The organism is Mycobacterium sp. E3298, assembly GCF_001666895.1.
GTDB lineage: Bacteria > Actinomycetota > Actinomycetes > Mycobacteriales > Mycobacteriaceae > Mycobacterium.
Genome location: NZ_LZJB01000579.1, coordinates 1 through 20,305, shown reverse-complemented (window position 1 = coordinate 20,305; position 20,305 = coordinate 1). Strand labels below are relative to the sequence as shown.

General features: G+C 68.2%; 2 pseudogenes. One reads left to right on the top strand and one right to left on the bottom strand.

Annotated features, from left to right (window positions below):
- Nucleotides 1–564 (top strand): annotated as a pseudogene (locus tag A9X05_RS26440) (phosphopantetheine-binding protein); the annotation flags it as partial.
- On the opposite strand, the pseudogene A9X05_RS30195 reads toward A9X05_RS26440, so the two are convergent.
- A pseudogene (locus A9X05_RS30195) lies at nt 529–20,249 on the bottom strand (non-ribosomal peptide synthase/polyketide synthase); the annotation flags it as partial. The pseudogenes A9X05_RS26440 and A9X05_RS30195 overlap by 36 nt on opposite strands.
- Between the last annotated feature and the right edge of the window lie 56 nt (nt 20,250–20,305).

Here is a 20,305-nt window from a genome sequence, read left to right as displayed (position 1 = left end):
CTCGCCGGTGATCCGGAAGGCGGTCGGCATGTTGTACGTCGCCCCCCCACCACCCCCATCGAAGAACTCCTGACCACCATCTACACCGAAGTCCTCGGCCTCGACCGCATCAGCATCGACGACTCCTTCTTCGACCTCGGCGGCGACAGCATCCTGTCGATGCAGGTGGTCGCCCGCGCCCGCGCCGCGGGGCTGGCCTGCCGTGCCCGCGACATCTTCGTCGAGCAGACCGTGGCCCGCCTGGCCCGCATCCCCGGGATCACCGAGGCCCGCGAACAACTCGTCGACGAAGGCATCGGGCCGATCACACCTACCCCGATCATGCACTGGCTGTTCGACATTGACGGCCCGATCGATGAGTTCAACCAAACCATGGCGCTCCAGGTCCCGACCGGGGCCACCCACGCCGACCTGCTCGCCATCCTGCAGGCGCTGCTCGACCACCACCCCATGCTCAGACTGCGTGCCGACACCAACGCGCGGTCGTTGACCGTTCCCGGACCCGGCGCGGTCGGTGCCGGTGAGTGCCTACACACCGTCGAGGCGCTCACCGATCAGGTGCTGGGTGTTGGTGTAGTCGGGGGTGGGTAGGGCGCGGGTGTCGAGTTTGCCGTTGAGGGTGATGGGCAGGGTGTCGAGGGCGATGATGGCGGCGGGGATCATGTAGCTGGGCAGTTGTTGGGCCAGGGTGGCGCGTAGCTGGGTGGGGTCGGCGGTGCCGGTGATGTAGGCGGTGAGGCGTTTGTCGCCGGGGCGGTCTTCGCGCACGATGACCGCGGCGTGTTCGACCCCCTCGAGTGCGGCCAGGGCGGCGTGGATTTCGCCCAATTCGATGCGGTAGCCGCGGATTTTGACTTGATCGTCGGCGCGGCCGTGGTAGTCCAGTTGCCCGTCAGGGCGCCAGCACACCAGGTCCCCGCTGCGATACATCCGGGTTCCCGGCGGCCCGTAGGGGCAGGCCACGAACCGGGCCGCGGTCAATGCCGCCCGGTGCAGATAGCCCAGGCCGACGCCGCGGCCGGCGATATAGAGTTCACCGACCACCCCGGGGGGCACCGGGCGGCACCACGGGTCGAGCACGAACAGCGCCGCCCCGGGCACCGGCAGCCCGATGGGCACCGGGCCCGAGCCCGCGGTCAGTGGGGCGCTGATGGTGGCGTAGACGGTGGTTTCGGTGGGGCCGTAACCGTTGACCATCACCCGCCCGGGCGCCCAGCATGCGAGGACCTCGGGGGGACAGGCCTCCCCGGCGGCCATCAACGCCACCTGATCCAGTCCGGTCGGCGACAGCGCGGCCAGCGCCGAGGGGGTGTGGCTCAAGACGGTCACGCCTTCGCTGATCAGCAGTGCGTGCAGCTCGTCGGGGGAGCGGGTCAGCTCCTCGGGCACCACCACCAACCGCCCACCAGAAAGCAGGGCACCCCAGATCTCCCACACCGAGAAGTCGAACGCATACGAATGGCATTGGGCCCACACCTGCTCGCACCCCAACCCGATACCCACCTGCAGGCCGTCGAACAAGCGGGTCACATTGGCATGGGTGACCGCCACCCCTTTGGGCACCCCGGTCGTGCCCGAGGTGTAAATGAGGTGCGCCACGTCATCGGGTGCCGGGGCGGGCAGACCGGTGCTGGGCTGGGCAGCAATCCGCGCGTCGTCGAGGGCGACGACGACCACACCGCGCCCCTCCAGCCGGGGGCGCAGTGCGGTGGTGCTCAGCACGGCCACCGGGTTGGCGTCGGCCAGCACGAACCCGACCCGCTCATCCGGCAGCGCGGGGTCGATGGGCAGGTAGGCCGCCCCGGTCTTGAGCACCGCCAAGATCGCGATGATGGCCTCACCCGAGCGCGCCAGCACCACCCCCACGCACTGCCCGCGACCAGCCCCCAACCCAATCAGCAGACGCGCCAACCGGTTCGACGCCTCATCGATCTCGCTATACGTCCACGACCGCCCCCCACAACGCACCGCCACCGACCCCGGGGCGCGCGCCACCTGCCGGGCGAACAGCACCGGGATCGACACCGCGCTCACCGACTCGCCCAACACCGCCCGATGCCCCCACTCACCCACCCGCGCGAGCTCACCGGCATCAAGCACACCAATCGAGGACAACCGCGCCTGGGCATCCGCCGTCATCGCCACCAACACCCGCTGGAACCGTTTGATCAGTGCTCGAACGATTTTGGTGTCGAACACGTCGGTGTCGTATTCGACGCGCACGCCCAGTTCGGACCCGGGCGTGGCCTGCATGGTCAGGGGGTAGTGATTGGATTCGCGGCTGGTGAACTCGGTGATGGCGAGCCCGTCGGCGCCGGCCAGCGCGGCGGTGTCGACGGGGTAGTTTTCGTAGACGAACAGGGTGTCGAAGAGTTGGTCGTGGCCGGTGATGCGGTGAATCTCGTTGAGCGCCAGGTGTTGATGGTCGAGGGTGTGGTTGTGGGTGTCGTGCAGTTGGTGGAGCAGGTCGGCGGTGGTCGTGGTGGTGGTGATGTGCGCGCGCACCGGCACGGTGTTGATCAGCAGGCCGACCATGCGGTCGGCTCCCGGTATCTCGACGGGCCGTCCCGAGACCGCGGTGCCGAAGACCACGTCATGGTGGCCGGTCAGTCCCATCAACAGTTGCGCCCACGCCGCCTGCAGCACGGTGTTGACCGTGGTGTGATTCGAGCGCGCCAACTCAGCGACTGACTGGGTGATTGCCGCGGGCAGCCGGTCGGCCTCAACGGCCCGCGTTCCCAATGTCAACCGGCCCGGCGGACCGACGAGGGTGGGGGCGTCAAGGCCGGCGAGCGCTTGGGCCCAGGCGTCGCGGGCGGCGTCGAGGTCGCGCTCGGCCAGCCAGCTGACGAACCGGCGATAGGGTGTCGCGGCCGGCAGTTGCCGGCCTTGGTAGCAGGCGAAGATCTCGTGCAGCAGGATCGGTAGCGACCACCCGTCGAGCACGATGTGATGATTGGTGAGCACGATGCGGTGCCGCTCGTGGGCGGTGCGGATCAACGCCACCCGGAAGGCCGGCTGGCCATTGGGGTTGCACACCGCGGCGCGTTCGGCGGCACACAAACGCGCGAGTTGATCTTCCGCGTCGGTTTCGAATATGACTGATTGCCAAGGTATTTCAGGCACAGCCGGAACGACTTGCACCGGTTGGTCGAATTGTCGACAGAATCGGGCCGCGAGGTGGGGGTGGCGGCTGATGACGGTGCGGACGGCGTCGTGCAGCCGATCCGGGTCCAGCGGACCGGCCACCGAAATCTGCAGCTGGAGCGCGTAGACGTCGTCCGACTCGTGCGTGGTGGCGTGGAAGAGCAGTCCTTCTTGGAGTGCGGTGAGCGGCAGGATGTCGGCGGTGTCGTAGTGGTTTTGGAGGTCGTCGATTTGGTGTTGGGTGAGCCGGGCGGGGGTGATGTCGGAGGGGGTCAGCCCGCCGCCGCCGTGCTGGACGTGGGTGCAGATTCCGGTCAGGGCGTCGAACCACAACTGGCTGAGCCGGGCGATGTGGGTGTCGTCGAGAACGGACGTGGCCCAGGTCCAGGTGGCGTTGAGCTGAGGGCCGGTGTCGGTGTCGATGGTGGCGGCGTTGAGCTCGGCCGTGTGCGACAGCGGCATCGGCGCCGTGCTGGCCACGGCTATGGCCGACAAGCCGTCCTCGCTGATCAGCCAAAGCTCATCGATGGCCCCGGGCGCGGTCGCACTGAGCCGTCCTAGGTAGTTGAATCCGATGGTGGGGTCGGGTGCGGTTAGGGCGGTGTCCGGGTTGAGGTAGCGCAGCAGTCCGTAGGTCAGGGGGTGGGGCGCGGCGCGCAGTTGTTCCTTGGCGCCCTTGACGATCGGGCCCAGTGCGGGGTCGCCCGCTGCTATATGGTCCCAGCGCAGCCCACCGACGTTCAGTGCGACGGGGTATTTGGTGGTGAACCAGCCCACGGTGCGTGACAGATCCACCGCGTCGGCCAGGTCGTCGTGGCGGCCGTGGCCTTCGACGTCAATGCCCACGGTTTGGCCGGTGGAGCCGAGGAATTCGGTCCAGGCCAGGGCGTAGGCGATCAGCAGGATTTCGTGGATGCCGGTGTGGAAGGCCGCGGGTACGTCGGTGAGCAACACCCGGGTGGTCTCGGTGTCCAGGGTGGCGGTGAGGTGCCCGGCGCTGGTGTAGGTGTCGCCGGGCTGCGGTGGGGGCAGCGCGGCCGCGGTCGCCGCGACGTGGTTCCAGGTGTCGGCCTGCGAGACGACGGCCGGGGTGTGGGCGTGCTCGTCGAGCAACGCGGCCCACCGCTGGAATGAGGTGCCGATTTGGGGCAGGGTGATCGGCTGGCCGTGGTGGTGCTGGGCCCACGCGATGTTGGTGTCCTCCAACAGGATCCGCCATGACACCGCATCGACGGCCAGATGGTGAACGATCAGCACCAGCTGGCCGGTAGTGGAGACCCACAACGCGCTGAGCATCACGCCACCGCCGGGGTCGAGCCGGGACCTCGCCTGGGCGAGGACATCATCGGTCAGCGCGTCGACGGTGTGCAGGCACTGAGCGCCGTCGACCGCCCCGGGTCCGGGAACGGTCAGCGACCGCCCACTCGTATCGGCCCGCGCCCGCAGCATAGGGTGGCGGTCGAGCAGTGCTTGCAGGATGACGAGCGCGTCGTCGTGGGTCGCTTCGGTCGGTGCCTGCAGCACCATGGATTGGTTGAACTGGTCGATCGGGCCGTCAATGTCGAACAGCCAGTGCATGATTGGCGTGGGCTTGACGGACCCGATCCCGTCGTCGGTGGTCCGTTGATGGCCGTCGGTGATGCCAGGGATGCGGGCCAGCCGCGCCACGGTCTGCTCGACGAAGATGTCACGGGGGCGGCAGGCCAACCCGGCCGCGCGGGCCCTGGCGACTACTTGCATCGACAGGATGCTGTCGCCGCCGAGGTCGAAGAAGGAGTCGTCGACGCCGACGCGCTCGACCCCGAGGATCTCGGCGTAGATGGCGGCCAGGACTTCTTCGACGGGGTTGGTCGGGGCGCGGTAGCGATCGACATCCACGTAGTCGGGGGCGGGCAGGGCGCGGGTGTCGAGCTTGCCGTTGACCGTGATCGGCAGGGTGTCCACCACGACGATCGCGGTGGGCACCATGAAGCCGGGCAGCCGCTCGGCCAGCGCGGCGCGCGCCGCAGCGGGATCGGCGGTGCCGGTGATGTAACCGACTAGCCGCCGGTCACCGGGACGGTCCTCACGGGCGATCACCGCAACCTGTCCGACGTCTGGGAGTTCGCCCAGGGCCGCGCGGATCTCGCCGAGTTCGATGCGGTACCCGCGAATCTTCACCTGTTCGTCGGCGCGCCCCAGGTAGTCCAGTTGCCCGTCGGGTCGCCAGCGCACCAAGTCCCCACTGCGATACATCCGGGTGCCGGGCGGGCTGTAGGGGCAGGCCACAAACCGGGCCGCGCTCAGCCCGGGCCGGCGCCAATAGCCGATCCCGACGCCGCGGCCGGCGACATAGAGTTCGCCAACGACGCCGGGCGGGACGGGACGCAGCCAGGGGTCGAGGACGAACAGCGCCGCGCCGGGCACCGGTAGGCCGATGGGGACCGCGGCCGAACCGGGCGCCAGCGGGGCGCTGATGGTGGCATAGACCGTGGTTTCGGTGGGGCCGTAGCCGTTGACCATCACCCGCCCGGGCGCCCAGCGCTCGACGATCTCGGCTGGGCAGGCCTCTCCGGCGGCCACGAGCGCCAACGGCTGTAGCCCGGCGGGGGAGAGCATTGCCACCGCTGACGGGGTCTGACTCAAGACGGTGACGTGTTCGGAGATCAGCAGGGCGCGCAGCTCGTCGGGGGAGCGGGTCACCTCCTCGGGCACCACCACCAACCGCCCGCCGTGCGCCAACGCACCCCAGATCTCCCACACCGAAAAGTCGAACGCATACGAATGGCACTGCGTCCACACCTGCTTGGGCTCCAGCTCGAAACCCACCTCCAGTGCGTCGAACAGGCGGGTGACGTTGTGGTGCGTGACCGCAACCCCTTTGGGCACCCCGGTAGTGCCCGATGTGTAAATGATGTGCGCGACATTGTCGGCTGCCGGTGCCGGCAAATCCGTACTCGGCTGGGCGTCAATCCGCGGGTCGTCGACGTTGACGACGATGAAGGCGTGCCCGTTCAGCCGTGGGCGCAACGCTGTGGTGGTGAGCGCGGCCACCGGCCTGGAGTCGGCCAGCAGGAAGTCGATCCGCTCGTCGGGCAGCGCCGGGTCGATCGGCAGGTACGCCGCGCCGGTCTTGAGCACCGCCAAGATCGCCACAATGGCCGCACCGGAACGCGGGAGGACCAGTCCCACGCATTCACCCGGGCCGGCACCGTAACCAATCAGCAGATGAGCCAGCCGGTTTGACGCACCATCGACCTCGCGGTAGGTCCAGGACTGTTCCCCGAACCGCAGCGCCACCGCTTCCGGGGCCCGCAGCACCTGCTCGGCGAACAGCGCCGGAATCGACACCGCCGCCGCGGCCTGCTCCAACACCGGCCACCGGCCCATCTCGCCCAGACGGGTGAGCTCACCGGCCTGGAGCACATCGAGCGACGACAACCGCACACCCGGATCAGCGGTCATCGCCACCAACACCCGCTCCAACCGCTCCACCACCGCGGCGACCGTGCCGGCGTCGAACACGTCGGTGCGGAACTCCACCGCACCCGAAATCCCAGCCGGCTCACCCTCATCGGTGAAGCGCTCAGCCACGTTGAACGTCAAATCCATCCGGGCGGTATGGGTGGTGATCGGCACCTGGGACACCTGTAAATCCCCCAACGCCAACCCCGGATCAGCGCCGGTGCCCGGCAGGTTCTGCCAGGCCACCATCACCTGCACCAGCGGATGATGAGCCAGCGACCGCGCCGGGTTGAGCCGCTCAACCAGCACCTCGAACGGCACGTCTTGGTGGTCATAGGCGGCGAGGCTTTGCCTCCGCACCTGGCCGAGCAACTCATTGACGGTCGTATCACCCGCGACGTCGACGCGCAGTACCAGTGTGTTGACGAAGAACCCCACCAGGCCCTCGAGCGCGGGGTCGCGTCGCCCTGCGATCGGAAAACCCACCGGCACATCCGAAGTCGCGCTCAGCCGCGACAACAACACCGCTAACGCGGCCTGAACCACCATGAAACTCGTCGCGTTGCACTCCCGGGCCAGCGCACGCACCCGCTGCTGTAACTCCGCCGGCCACTCCACCGGCACCGTCGCCCCACGCAGATCGGCCACCGCCGGATAAGGCCGATCTGTGGGCAACTCCAACCGCTCCGGCATCCCCGCCAGCGCATCCTCCCAATACGCCAACTGCGCGGCAAAGCGACTGTCGCCATCATCGAGATCACCCAACTGCGCGCGCTGCCACACCGCGTAATCCGCATATTGCACTGGCAATTCGGCCCAGTCAGGGGCTTCGCCGCTGCACCGGCTGGCATACGCGACATTCAGGTCACCCACGAGCGGGGTGATCGACCAGCCATCCGCGGCGATGTGGTGCACCACACCCACCAGCACGTGGTCGTCGCCGCCGACGCGGAAAAGCTGCACTCGGAAAGGAATCTCGGCCCTCAAGTCGAACGTGCGCCGCGCCACGGCGTCGATGGCCTCATGAAGCGCGCCCGGGGACCACCCGGCGGCGTCGGTGACGTCCACAACGCCGGCGCAGTTACGCGGCAGCACGCGCTGGAAGGGCACCCCGTCGACGTCGGGGAACACCGTGCGCAGCGATTCGTGCCGGCCTATGACGTCGTCCACGGCCACCCGCAACGCAGTCAGATCCAGCGTTCCCCGCAAACGCAACGCCACCGCCAGGTTGTAAACCGCTGAAGGCCCGTGCAATTGGTCGAGAAACCAGAGCCGACTCTGGGCGAAGGACAGCGGAATGACTTCCGGCCGTTGGACGGCCAGAAGAGGCTGAAGGCGGCTGTCATCGCCACCGATGTGTGCGGCCAGTTGCGCGACCGTTGGCGCGTCGAACAGAGTCTGCATTGACAGGTCGGTGGCCAGGTCGGAGCCGATCGCCGCGATCACGCGCATCGCGGAAACCGAGTCGCCGCCGAGGTCGAAGAAAGAGTCGTCGACTCCGACCCGGTCGATGCCGAGAACGCGGGCATAGATGCCGGCGAGGATGTCCTGGGTGGGATCCTTCGGAGCGCGGTACCGCTGACCGTTGGTGTACTCCGGCGCCGGGAGGGCTCGGGTGTCGAGTTTGCCGTTGACCGTCAGCGGCAGCGTTTGCAAGACGACGATGGCCGACGGAACCATGTATCCGGGCAGCCGCCGGGCCAGTGCCTCCCGTGCCACAGCGGGATCGACTGCTCCGGTGGCCGTTTCGGTGAGGTAGCCGACGAGCCGCCGGTCACCGGGCCGGTCCTCTCGGGCGATCACCGCGGCCTGTCCGACGCCCGGGAGTTCGCTCAAGGCGGAGCGGATTTCGCCGAGTTCGATGCGATACCCGCGAATCTTCACCTGTTCGTCGGCGCGGCCGAGGTAGTCGAGTTGGCCGTCCGGCCGCCAGCGCACCAGGTCCCCGGTGCGATACATGCGGGTTCCGGGCGGGCCGAATGGACAGGCCACGAAGCGCGAAGCGGACAGTCCGGCCCGGCGCCAGTAGCCCACCCCGACGCCGCGGCCGGCGATATACAGCTCGCCGACCACCTTGGGCATCACGGGACACAGCAACTCGTCGAGGACGAAGAACGCGGCTCCCGTGATCGGGGACCCGATGGGTGGCGAACCCGATCCCGGCAGCAGTGGAGCACTCTTGGACGCCCACATCGTGGTTTCCGTCGGGCCGTAGACGTTGGTCATCACCCGTCCGGGCGCCCAGGCATCCACCAGCGCCGGAGGACAGGCTTCGGCGCCGATGACCAACGCCGTGGATTCCAGTCCCTCGGGGGACAGGGTGCTCACTGCCGACGGGGTCTGCGTCAGCACGCGGACGCGCTCTTTTGTCAGTAGGTTGTGGAATTCGCCGGGTGATCGAGCCACCGACTCGGGCACCACCACCAGACGCCCGCCGAACAGCAACGCAGCCCAGATCTCCCACACCGAGAAGTCGAACGCGTAGGAATGGAACTGCGTCCACACCTGGTCCGGGCCCAGTCGAATACCGATGTCGAGCGCGTCGAAAAGCTGGGTGACGTTGTCATGCGTGACCGCAACGCCTTTCGGCACCCCGGTGGTGCCTGAGGTGTACACGATGTGGGCTATGTCATTGGGCGCGGGGAGGGGTAAGGCGGTGTCGGGTTGAGCGTCGATGCGAGCGTCGGCGGTATCGATGACAGTCAGGCCGCATCCGTCCAGTCGCGAACGCATCTCCGCGGTCGTCACGACGGCGATCGGGGTGGCGTCGGTGAGCATGAACTCGATGCGGGACCGCGGATGCATGGGGTCGATCGGCAGATACGCCGCCCCGGTTTTGAGCACCGCCAGGATCGCCGTTATCGCCTCGGCGCACCGGGGGAACAGCAGTGCGACACACACGCCCGGTCGCGCGCCGTGCTCGATCAGCAGATGTGCCAACTGATTAGCGGCCTCGTCGAGCTCGCGGTAGGTCATCGAGCGGCCTTCGAAGGTCACGGCCAGCGCCTCGGGGGTCCGCGACACCTGGGCGGAGAAGAGCGCCGGAACCGATAGCGGCACCGCGGGCCGGGTCAATGCGGCGCGGTTGCTCCAGTCGTCCAGGCGCGCGTGTTCCGTCTCGTTGAGCAGATCGATGGACAACAATCTCCGCGTCGGATTGGTGGTCAACGTTGTCCCCCTAGGTCGGTGGTCATGGCCACCAACGCGCGCTGGAAGCGGTCGATCAGTGATTCGATGGTCTCGGCGTCGAACACGTGGCTGTCGTATTCGACGCGAAGAAGCAATTCGCGGTCGGGGCGGGCCTGCATTGTCAGCGGGTAATGACTAGATTCGGTACCGGTCAAGTCGGTGATCGCCAGCCCGTTGGTGTGCGACAGCGCCGTGGTGTCGATCGGGTAGTTCTCGAACACGAACAACGTGTCGAAGAGCTGGTCGAGCCCGGTGATGCGGTGAATCTCCTTGAGCGCCAGATGTTGATGATCCAGGGTGCGCTCGTAAGCGGTGTGTAATTGCCCGAGCAGGTCTGCGACGGTGGTGGCCGGGGTGATGGTGGCTCGGACGGGGATGGTGTTGATCATCAGACCCACCATCGTTTCCGCGCCGACCACCTCGGTCGGCCTGCCCGAAACAGCCGCCCCGAATACGACGTCGCGCCGGCCCGTCATGGACATCAATACCTGTGCCCAGGCGCCCTGCAGCACCGTGTTGACGGTGGTGTGACAGGAGCGGGCCAGTTCGTTGACGGCCTGGGTGGTGCCCTCCGGCACGCGAGCCGACGCGAGGCCTCGGTTTCCCAGCGTCGGGGTGCCCGGCGGTGCGACCAGAGTCGGGGTGTGGAAACCGGTGAGCACCTCGCGCCAGGCCTGCTCCGCGGCGTCGAGGTCGCGCTTGGCGAGCCAGGTGACGAACCGGCGATATGGGACGGCCGCCGGTAGATGTTGGCCGTAATAGGTAGCGAAGATCTCTTGCAGGAGCACGGGCAGCGACCAGCCGTCCAGCACGATGTGGTGATTGGTCAACACCACTCGGTACCGCTCCGGCGCGGTGCGGATCAACGCAACGCGAAACGCGGTCGAACCCTTCAGGTCACACACCGCCGCGCGCTCGGCGTCACATATGCGCTGTAACTGCCCGTCGGCATCGCAATCGAGTTCGACGTACTGCCAGGGCGTTTGGGTGTCGGCCGGGATGATCTGCACCGGCTGGTCGAATTGTGTGCAGAACCGGGCGGCGAGGTTGGGGTGGCGACTGACGACGGTGTCCACGGCGCCGCGGAGGCGATCCGCGTCGAGCGGGCCGGAGACGGTGATGTCGAGCTGCATCGAGTACAGGTCGCCGTCGCGGTTCTGGGCGGCCGCGTGGAACAGCAATCCTTGCTGGAGGGGAGTGAGCGGCAGTATGTCGGCGATCCGGAAATGCCGCTGGAGTTGGTCGATTTGGCGCTGGGTGAGACCGGCGGGGGCGATGTCCGAGGGGGTGAGTCCCCCGCCGCCGCGCTGGACGTGTGCGCAGATCCCGGTAAGAGCGTCGAACCACAGCTGATTGAGCCGGTCGACCTGCGCGTCATCGAGCGCCGAAGGCGCCCAGGTCCATTGGGCCTCCAGGTGGGGCCCGGCACCGGCGTCCACGGCGCCCGCGCTGAGTTCCAGGGTGTGCGCGAGTGGCATCGGCACCGCGCTGGCGAAGGTGGTGACCGCCAGACCGTCCTGGCTGGGCCGCCAGAGATCGCCGGACGCCTCGGTGCCGTGCAACCGTCCGAAGTAATTGAACCCGATCGCCGGATCCGGCCCACCCAATGCGACGTCGGCGTTGAGGTAGCGCAGGAGGCCATACGTGATGCCGTCGGGCAGGGCCCGCAGTCGTTCCTTTGCGCGCTTGACGAACGCCCCGACTGCGGCGTCACCGGCCACCAGTTGCGCCCAGCGCGGCCCGACGACCGGTAACGCCGCGGGGTATTTGGTGGTGAACCAGCCCACGGTGCGTGACAGCTCGACATCGGTGGTGAGGTCCTCGTAGCGACCATGTCCCTCGACGTCGATCGCGATCGACCCGCCCTCGTCGGCGCCCGAGAACTCACCCCACGCCAACGCGAGGGCGATCAACAGGATGTCCTGGACGCCGGTGTGAAACGCGGTGGGAACCTCGCCGAGCAGGAGGCGGGTGGTCTCGGTGTCGAGGGATGCCGTGAGGTGCCCGGCGCGGTCGTAGGTGTCAGTCTCGGGCTTGACCGGGGGCAGGGCGACTTGGGCGGGCAGCGACCGCTGCCACACTTCGGTCTGGTCGATGACTTCGCGCCGCTGCGCATGCTCGGCAAGGAGTGCCGCCCAGCGCTGGAAGGATGTGCCGCCCGCCGGCAGCGCGACCGGTTGGCCGCTCAGGCGCTGGGCCCAGCCGATGTTCAGGTCTTCCAGGAGGATTCGCCAGGACACGGCGTCCACGGCCAGGTGGTGGATGATCAGCACCAGCTGGCCGGTGGTCACCCAGACCGCGCTGAGCATTACGCCGGCAGAGGGGTTGAGCCGTGACCGGGCGATCGCCACCGCGTCTTCGGTCAACTCGTCGACGGCGAGCAGGCAGCTTTCGGCGTCCACCGCACCGGTCCCGGGCGCCGTCAACGACCACTCGCCGGCGTCGAAGTTGTCGACACGCAGCCGCAGCATCGGGTGGTGGTCGAGCAGGGCTTGCAGGAGCGCGACCAAGTCGGGCCGGGTGACGCCGTGGGGTGCCTCGATCATCATCGTCTGATTGAACTGATCGACGGGCCCGTCGATGTCCCACAGCCAGCGCATGATCGGGGTGGGTATTACTGGGCCGATGCCCGCGTCGAGCGGGCCGATGCCGTCGCTGATCTGGGCGACGCGGGCCAGCCGCGCCACCGTCTGTTCGACGAAGATGTCTCGCGGGCGGCAGATCACGCCGGCCGCGCGGGCCCGTGCGACCACCTGCATCGACGAGATGCTGTCGCCGCCAAGGTCGAAGAAGGCGTCATCCACTCCGACGCGATCGAGTCGCAGGACCTCGGCGAAGATGCCCGCCAGGATTTCCTCGATGGCATCGGACGGCGCACGATAACTTTCGGAGGCCTGGTAGTCGGGCGCGGGCAGGGCGCGGGTATCGAGTTTCCCGTTCACGGTGGTCGGCAGCGCATCGAGCACCACCACCCCGGCGGGCACCATGTAGCCAGGCAGCCGCTCCGCGAGTGCGGCGCGCGCGTCGATCGGATCGGCGGTTCCCGTGATGTAGGCGACCAGCCGCTTGTCGCCCGGATGGTCTTCGCGCGCGATGACCGCGGCACGCTCCACGCCGTCGAGTTGGCTTAGCGCGGCATGGATTTCGCCGAGCTCGATGCGGTACCCGCGGATCTTGACCTGCTCGTCGGCGCGTCCGAGGTAGTGCAGTTGGCCGTCGGCGCCCCAGCGGACCAGGTCCCCGGTGCGGTACATGCGTGCCCCATGGCCCCCGAACGGGCAGGCCACGAATCGTGACGCCGTCAGCCCCGCGCGGCGCAGATACCCGATGCCCACGCCGTGGCCGGCGACGTACAACTCACCGATCACCCCGGACGGCACCCGGCGCAACGACTCGTTGAGGACGAACAGCGCCGCTCCGGGTACCGGACTCCCGATGGGCACCACCCCGGATCCGGCCGTCAGCGGCGCGCTGATCGCGACGCACATCGTCGTCTCCGTCGGGCCGTAGGCGTTGATCATCACCCGCCCGGGCGCCCATTGATCGACCACGTCGGCCGGGCACGCCTCACCGACCACCACCATCGCCGCCGACTCCAAACCCTCGGGCGGCAACACGGCTGCGGCGGAGGGGGTTTGCGTGAGCACGTCGACCTGTTCGGCGACCAGCAGGTGGTGGAAGTCAGTCGGCGACGCGGCGATGTCCTCGGCGACCACCACCACGCGCCCACCTCGTAGGAGCGCACCGAAGATCTCCCACACCGAGACGTCGAAGGCCAGCGAATGACATTGCGGCCAGACGCCCGGATGCGGCAAACCGCCGTCCAGTGATGCCAGCAGCTGCGTCACGTTGTGATGAGTGATGGCAACGCATTTCGGTGTGCCGGTGGTTCCGGAGGTATAGATCAGATACGCGATGTCGCCGTGGCCGGGCGCGGGTGGTGCGGTCCTTGGGTGGTCACCGACCGCGCCATCGGTGACATCCAGCACCACCAGTCCGTGCCCGGCCAGCCGCGGCCGCAGGTCGGGGGTCGTGACGGCGGCGATCGGCGCGGCGTCGTCGAGCATGAACTCCATCCGGGAAGCCGGCACCGCCGGATCGATCGGTAGGTAGGCCGCTCCCGTCTTGAGCACCGCCAGCATCGCGGTGATGGCCTCGGCGCAACGGGAGAACAACAGCGCGATGCATTCGCCCGGGCCCGCGCCGTGCCCGATCAGCCGGTGCGCCAGTCGATTCGACGCGACGTCGAGTTCGCGGTAGGTCCAGGACCGCGTCCCGTCGGTGATCGCGATCGCATCGGGTGTCCTCGCCACATGGCCGGCGAACAAGACCGGAATCGACAGCGGTGTGGGGCCCGGCCGGTCCAACATCGCCCTGTTGGACGTGGCATCGAGGCTGGCGTGCTCCTCGGCGTCCAGCAGATCGATGGACGACAACCGGGCCTGAGGGTCGGCGGTCATCGCGCGCAGTAGCCGCTGGAACCGGCCGACAAGCGTGTTGATCGTCTCGGGCGCGAAAACATCCGTGCGGAATTCGACCGTTCCCCGAATGCCCGCCGGCGCACCGTCGTCGGACCAGTGTTCGGACAGCGAGAAGGTCAAATCCATGCGAGCGGTGTGGGTGTCGAGCGGCAATGGTGTGATCTCGAGGTCGCCCAACTCAAGCCCGGCGACGGGGTCGCTCGTATGGCCGGGCAGGTTCTGCCACGCCAACGCCACCTGGGCAAGCGGATGATGGCTCAGCGAGCGGGTCGGGTTGAGCCGCTCGACCAGCACCTCGAATGGCACATCCTGGTGCTCGAAGGCCAGCAGGCTGCGCCGCCGCACTTGGGCGAGCAATTCGGCGACGGTCGGGTCTCCCGCCGCATCCACCCGCAGCACCAAGGTGTTGACGAAGAAACCCACCAGGTCATCGAGCGCGGGATCACCGCGGCCGGCGATTGGGAATGCCACGGCCACATCGGAATTCGAGCTGAGCCGCGCCAGCAGAACCGCCAGGGCGGCTTGGACCACCATGAAGCTGGTCGCGTTGTGCCCGCGGGCCACCTCGGCGATGCGCTGCTGCAATTCGGCCGGCCAGTCCACGGACACGCTGTCGCCGCGCTGATCGGCCACCGAGGGATAGGGCCGATCCGTCGGGAGCTCCAAGCGTTCGGGCAAGCCCGCCAGGGCGTCTTCCCAATACTTGAGCTGCGCGGCGATCCGGCTGTCGGAATCGTCGAGCACACCGAACCGCGCCCGCTGCCACAACGTGTAGTCCACGTATTGCACTGGCAGTGGGGGCCAGTCGGGGCCGAGCCCCCGCCCTCGCGCCCGATAGGCCTCGCCGAGATCGCGGATCAACGGCGCCAGCGACCAACCGTCAAAGGCGATGTGGTGCACCACGCCGACCAACACGTGCTCGTCGGCGTCGACACGAAACAACTTCGCCCGCAGCGGAATCTCGGAATCCAAACCGAAGGGGTGGCGCGCCGTTTCATCGACGGCCTCGTCGAGCCTGGCCGGCACCCAATCGGTCGCGTCGATGACGTCCCAGCCGAAATCCGCCCGGTCGGCAGGGACGATGAGTTGCTGGGGCAGTCCATCGGGCGCGGGGAATATCGTGCGCAGGCTTTCATGCCGGGCGACCACATCTGCGAGCGCGTCGCGCAGCGAATCCGCATCGAGGGCTCCGCGCAGCTTCAGTGCCACGGCCACGTGGTAAACCCCTGAGGGGCCTTGCAACTGGTCGAGAACCCACAGCCGATTCTGGGTGAACGAGAGCGGAATCACCGCCGGGCGGTGCCCCGCGGTCAACGGCTCACGGTGGCGGGCCTCGCCGTCGACGAGTGGCGCCAATTGCGCGATCGTGGGTGCGTCGAACAACGCGTGCACAGCCAGGTCGGTGTCGAGACCGGTGTTGATGGCAGCGATCAACCGCATTGCCGACAGCGAATCCCCGCCCAAGTCGAAGAACGAATCGTCGACGCCCACCCGGTCGACACCCAGCACGTGGGCATAGGTGCCGGCCAGGATCTCCTCGACCGGGGAGGCCGGGGCGCGGTAGCGACCGCGGTCCTGGTAGTCCGGCGCGGGCAGGGCCCGGGTGTCGAGCTTGCCGTTGACCGTCAGCGGCAGTGCCCCCAACACCACGACGGCGGCCGGCACCATGTGGCCGGGCAGCCGTTCGGTGAGCGTGGCGCGCGCCGCGGCGGGATCGACTGTCGCGCTGATGCTTTCGACGACGTATCCGACCAGCCGTTTGTCGCCGGGCCGGTCTTCGCGGACGACGACGACGGCCTGATCGACGCCGCCGAGTGCGGTCAGGGCGGCCTGGATCTCCGTGAGCTCGATCCGATAGCCGCGGATCTTGACCTGCTCGTCGGCGCGCCCGAGGTAGTCGAGCTGCCCGTCGGTCCGCCAGCGCACCAGGTCGCCGGTACGGTACATCCGCGTGCCGGGGGCGCCGAACGGGCTGGCCACGAATCGAGCCGCGGTCAGGCCCGCCCGACCCAGGTAGCCGACGCCAACGCCGCGGCCGGCCACGTACAGTTCGCCGACCATGCCGGGTGGGAGCGGGCGCAGCCAGTCGTCCAGGACGAACAGTGCCGCGGTCGACACCGCAGCCCCGATCGGTACCGTCCCCAGACCTGCGGTCAACGGGGCGCTCAATGTGGCGTACACGGTGGTTTCGGTGGGGCCGTAGGCGTTGATCACCACGCGCCCGGGCGCCCACCGGTCCACCAGCTCGGCCGGACACGCCTCGCCGCCGAGCAGTAGCGCGACCGAATCCAGGCCGTCCTGGGGAAGCGCCGCGGCCGCCGACGGCGTCTGGGTGAGCACGGTGATCTGTTCGGCGACGAGCAGGGCGTGGAAGTCTCTCGGTGAGGCCGTCACCCGCTCGGGCACCACCACCAGTCGCCCGCCGCCGAGTAAGGCCGCCCAGACCTCCCAGACGGAAAAGTCGAACGCGTACGAGTGACACTGCGTCCAAACCTGCTCGGCGGGTAGGTGGGCTGACGCCGACTCGACCAAGTGGGCCACGTTGCGATGGCTAATCGCAACGCCTTTCGGCACACCCGTGGTTCCCGAGGTGTAGATGACGTAGGCGATGTCGTCGGCTGCCGGCATAGCAAGCGCGGATCGGGGTTGGGCCATCATGCGGTCGTCGGTGATGTCGACGACGGCCAGTGGGCGCCCGGCCAGCCGTGGTCGCAGCCCGGTGGTGGTGACCGCGACGCTCGGCGCGGCGTCACTCAACATGAATTCGATCCGCTCGTCGGGCAGCGCCGGGTCGATCGCCAGGTATGCCGCCCCGGCCTTGAGCACCGCGAGCATGGCGATGACGGCCTCGGCGGACCGCTCGAGCAGCAGCGCCACGCATTGCCCGGGGCCGGCGCCGCAACCGGATATCGAGTCAGCCAACTGATTCGAGGCTTCGTCGAGATCTCGGTAAGTCAACGACCGGACCCCGTCGCGGATGGCTACGGCGTGCGGAGAGCGGACCACATGGCCGGCGAACAGTTCCGGAATCGTCACCGGTGCGGGTGCGGACCCGGTCAGCGCCGCCCGATTGCCCATGGCGTCGAGGCGGGCGCGCTCGTCGTCGTCGAGCGCGTCGGTCGCCGACAAGGGGAGCTGCGGATCGGCGATCATGGTCAGCAGGACCCGTTCCAGCCGATTGATCAGTGTGTCAACGGTTTCCGCATCGAACACGTGAGTGTCGTACTCGACACGGAAGCCGAGCTGGGCTCCGGGCGTGACCTGGACGGTCAGGGGGTAGTGATTGGATTCGTGGCCGGTGAACTCGGCGACGGTCAATCCGTCGACGGCGGCCAGCGCGGCGGTGTCGACGGGGTAGTTTTCGTAGACGAACATGGTGTCGAAGAGTTGGTCGTGGCCGGTGATGCGGTGAATCTCGTTGAGCGCCAGGTGTTGGTGGTCGAGGGTGTGGTTGTGGGTGTCGTGTAGTCGGTGGAGCAGCTCGGCGGTGGTCATGGTGGTGGTGATGTGCGCGCGCACCGGCACGGTGTTGATCAGCAGGCCGACCATGCGGTCGGCTCCCGGTATCTCGACGGGCCGTCCCGAGACGGCGGTGCCGAAGACCACGTCATGGTGGCCGGTCAGTCCCATCAACAGTTGCGCCCACGCCGCCTGCAGCACGGTGTTGACCGTGGTGTGATTCGAGCGCGCCAATTCGTTGAGCGCCAACGCGTCTTGCTCGGATATGGCCATCGAACTGGTGCTCTTGGGACCGGGCTTGAGCCGGCCCGGCGGTCCGACGAGGGTGGGGGCGTCAAGGCCGGCGAGCGCCTGGGCCCAGGCGTCGCGGGCGGCGTCGAGGTCGCGCTCGGCCAGCCAGGTGACGAACCGGCGATAGGGTGTCACGGCCGGCAGTCGCCGGCCTTGGTAGCAGGCGAAGATCTCGTGCAGCAGGATCGGTAGCGACCACCCGTCGAGCACGATGTGGTGGAACGTCAGCACAATTCGATGGAGGCTCTCTCCGGTGCGAAGCAGAGCAACCCGGAAGACGGGTCCGGCGGTGAGGTCACCGACCGCGGCCCGTTCGTCGGCGCAAATCCCTTGGATCCGATCATCGGCTTCGACGGCCTCGTATCGCCATACCGCCAAGGGGTGGGCCGGAATGATTTGCACCGGTTGGTCGAACTGCCGGCAGAACCGAGCGGCCAGGTTGGGGTGGCGCTCGACGACGGCGCGGACGGCGTCGTGCAGCCTGCGCGGGTCGAGTGGGCCGGCGACCGTGACGTCGAGTTGCATCGCGTACAGATCGCCGAGATCCCGAGCGGTGGTGGCGTGGAAGAGCAGTCCTTCTTGGAGTGCGGTGAGCGGCAGGATGTCGGCGGTGTCGTAGCGGTTTTGGAGGTCGTCGATTTGGTGTTGGGTGAGCCGGGCGGGGGTGATGTCGGAGGGGGTCAGGCCGCCGCCGCCGTGCTGGACGTGGGTGCAGATTCCGGTCAGGGCGTCGAACCACAACTGGCTGAGCCGGGCGATGTGGGTGTCGTCGAGAACGGACGTGGCCCAGGTCCAGGTGGCGTTGAGCTGAGGGCCGGTGTCGGTGTCGATGGTGGCGGCGTTGAGCTCGGCCGTGTGCGACAGCGAGATCGGCAACGCGGCGGCATCGCCGGCGACCACCAGGCTGTCCGGGCTGATCCGCCACAGGTCCTCGGGAATGTCCTGTCCGCCAAGACGTCCCAAGTAGTTGAATCCGATGGTGGGTTCGGGTTCGGTGAGGTTGGTGGTGAGGTAGCGCAGCAGTCCGTAGGTGGCGGGGTGGGGCAGGGCGCGTAATTGTTCTTTGGCGGCCTTGATGATCGGGCCCAGTGCCGGGTCTCCGGTGACGACACGGTGCCAGCCCGGTCCGGCGACGGTGAGCGTGGCGGGGTATTTGGTGGTGAACCAGCCCACGGTGCGTGAGAGGTCGAGGTCGGGGGCCAGGTCGTTGTGGCGGCCGTGGCTTTCGACGTCGATGCAGACGGGGTGTTCGCCCCGTCCGAGGAATTCGGTCCAGGCCAGCGCGTAGGCGATCAGCAGGATGTCGTGGATGCCGGTGTGGAAGGCTGCGGGGACGTCGGAGAGCAACACCCGGGTGGTCTCGGTGTCCAGGGTGGCGGTGAGGTGCCCGGCGCTGGCGTAGGTGTCGCCGGGCTGCGGTGGGGGGAGCGCGGCCGCGGTCGCCGCGACGTGGTTCCAGGTGTCGGCCTGTGCGATGACCGCCGCGGTGTGGGCGTGATCGTCCAGAAACGCGGCCCAGCGCTGAAACGAGGTCCCGCCGGGGGGCAGGGCGATCGGCTGGCCGCCGCGGTGCTGGGCCCAGGCGATGTTGGCGTCCTCCAACAGGATCCGCCACGACACCGCATCCACGACCAGATGGTGGACGATCAACACCAACTGGCCGGTGGTGCTCACCCACAACCCACTCACCATCGCCCCGGCGGCGGGATTTAGCCGAGACAGGGCCTGGGCCAGCACCTGATCGGTGAGCGCCTCGACGGTGTGTAGGCACTCACCGGCACCGACCGCGCCGGGTCCGGGAACGGTCAACGACCGCGCGTTGGTGTCGGCACGCAGTCTGAGCATGGGGTGGTGGTCGAGCAGCGCCTGCAGGATGGCGAGCAGGTCGGCGTGGGTGGCCCCGGTCGGGACCTGGAGCGCCATGGTTTGGTTGAACTCATCGATCGGGCCGTCAATGTCGAACAGCCAGTGCATGATCGGGGTAGGTGTGATCGGCCCGATGCCTTCGTCGACGAGTTGTTCGCGGGCCTCGGTGATCCCGGGGATGCGGGCCAGGCGGGCCACGGTCTGCTCGACGAAGATGTCGCGGGCACGGCAGGCCAGCCCCGCGGCGCGGGCGCGGGCGACCACCTGCATCGACAGGATGCTGTCGCCGCCGAGGTCGAAGAAGGAGTCGTCGATGCTGATGCGGTCGAGGCCGAGGACTTCGGTGTAGATGGTGGTCAGGAGTTCTTCGATGGGGGTGGTGGGGGGGCGCGACCAGCACGACGACAGCCTTCCGGATCACCGGCGAG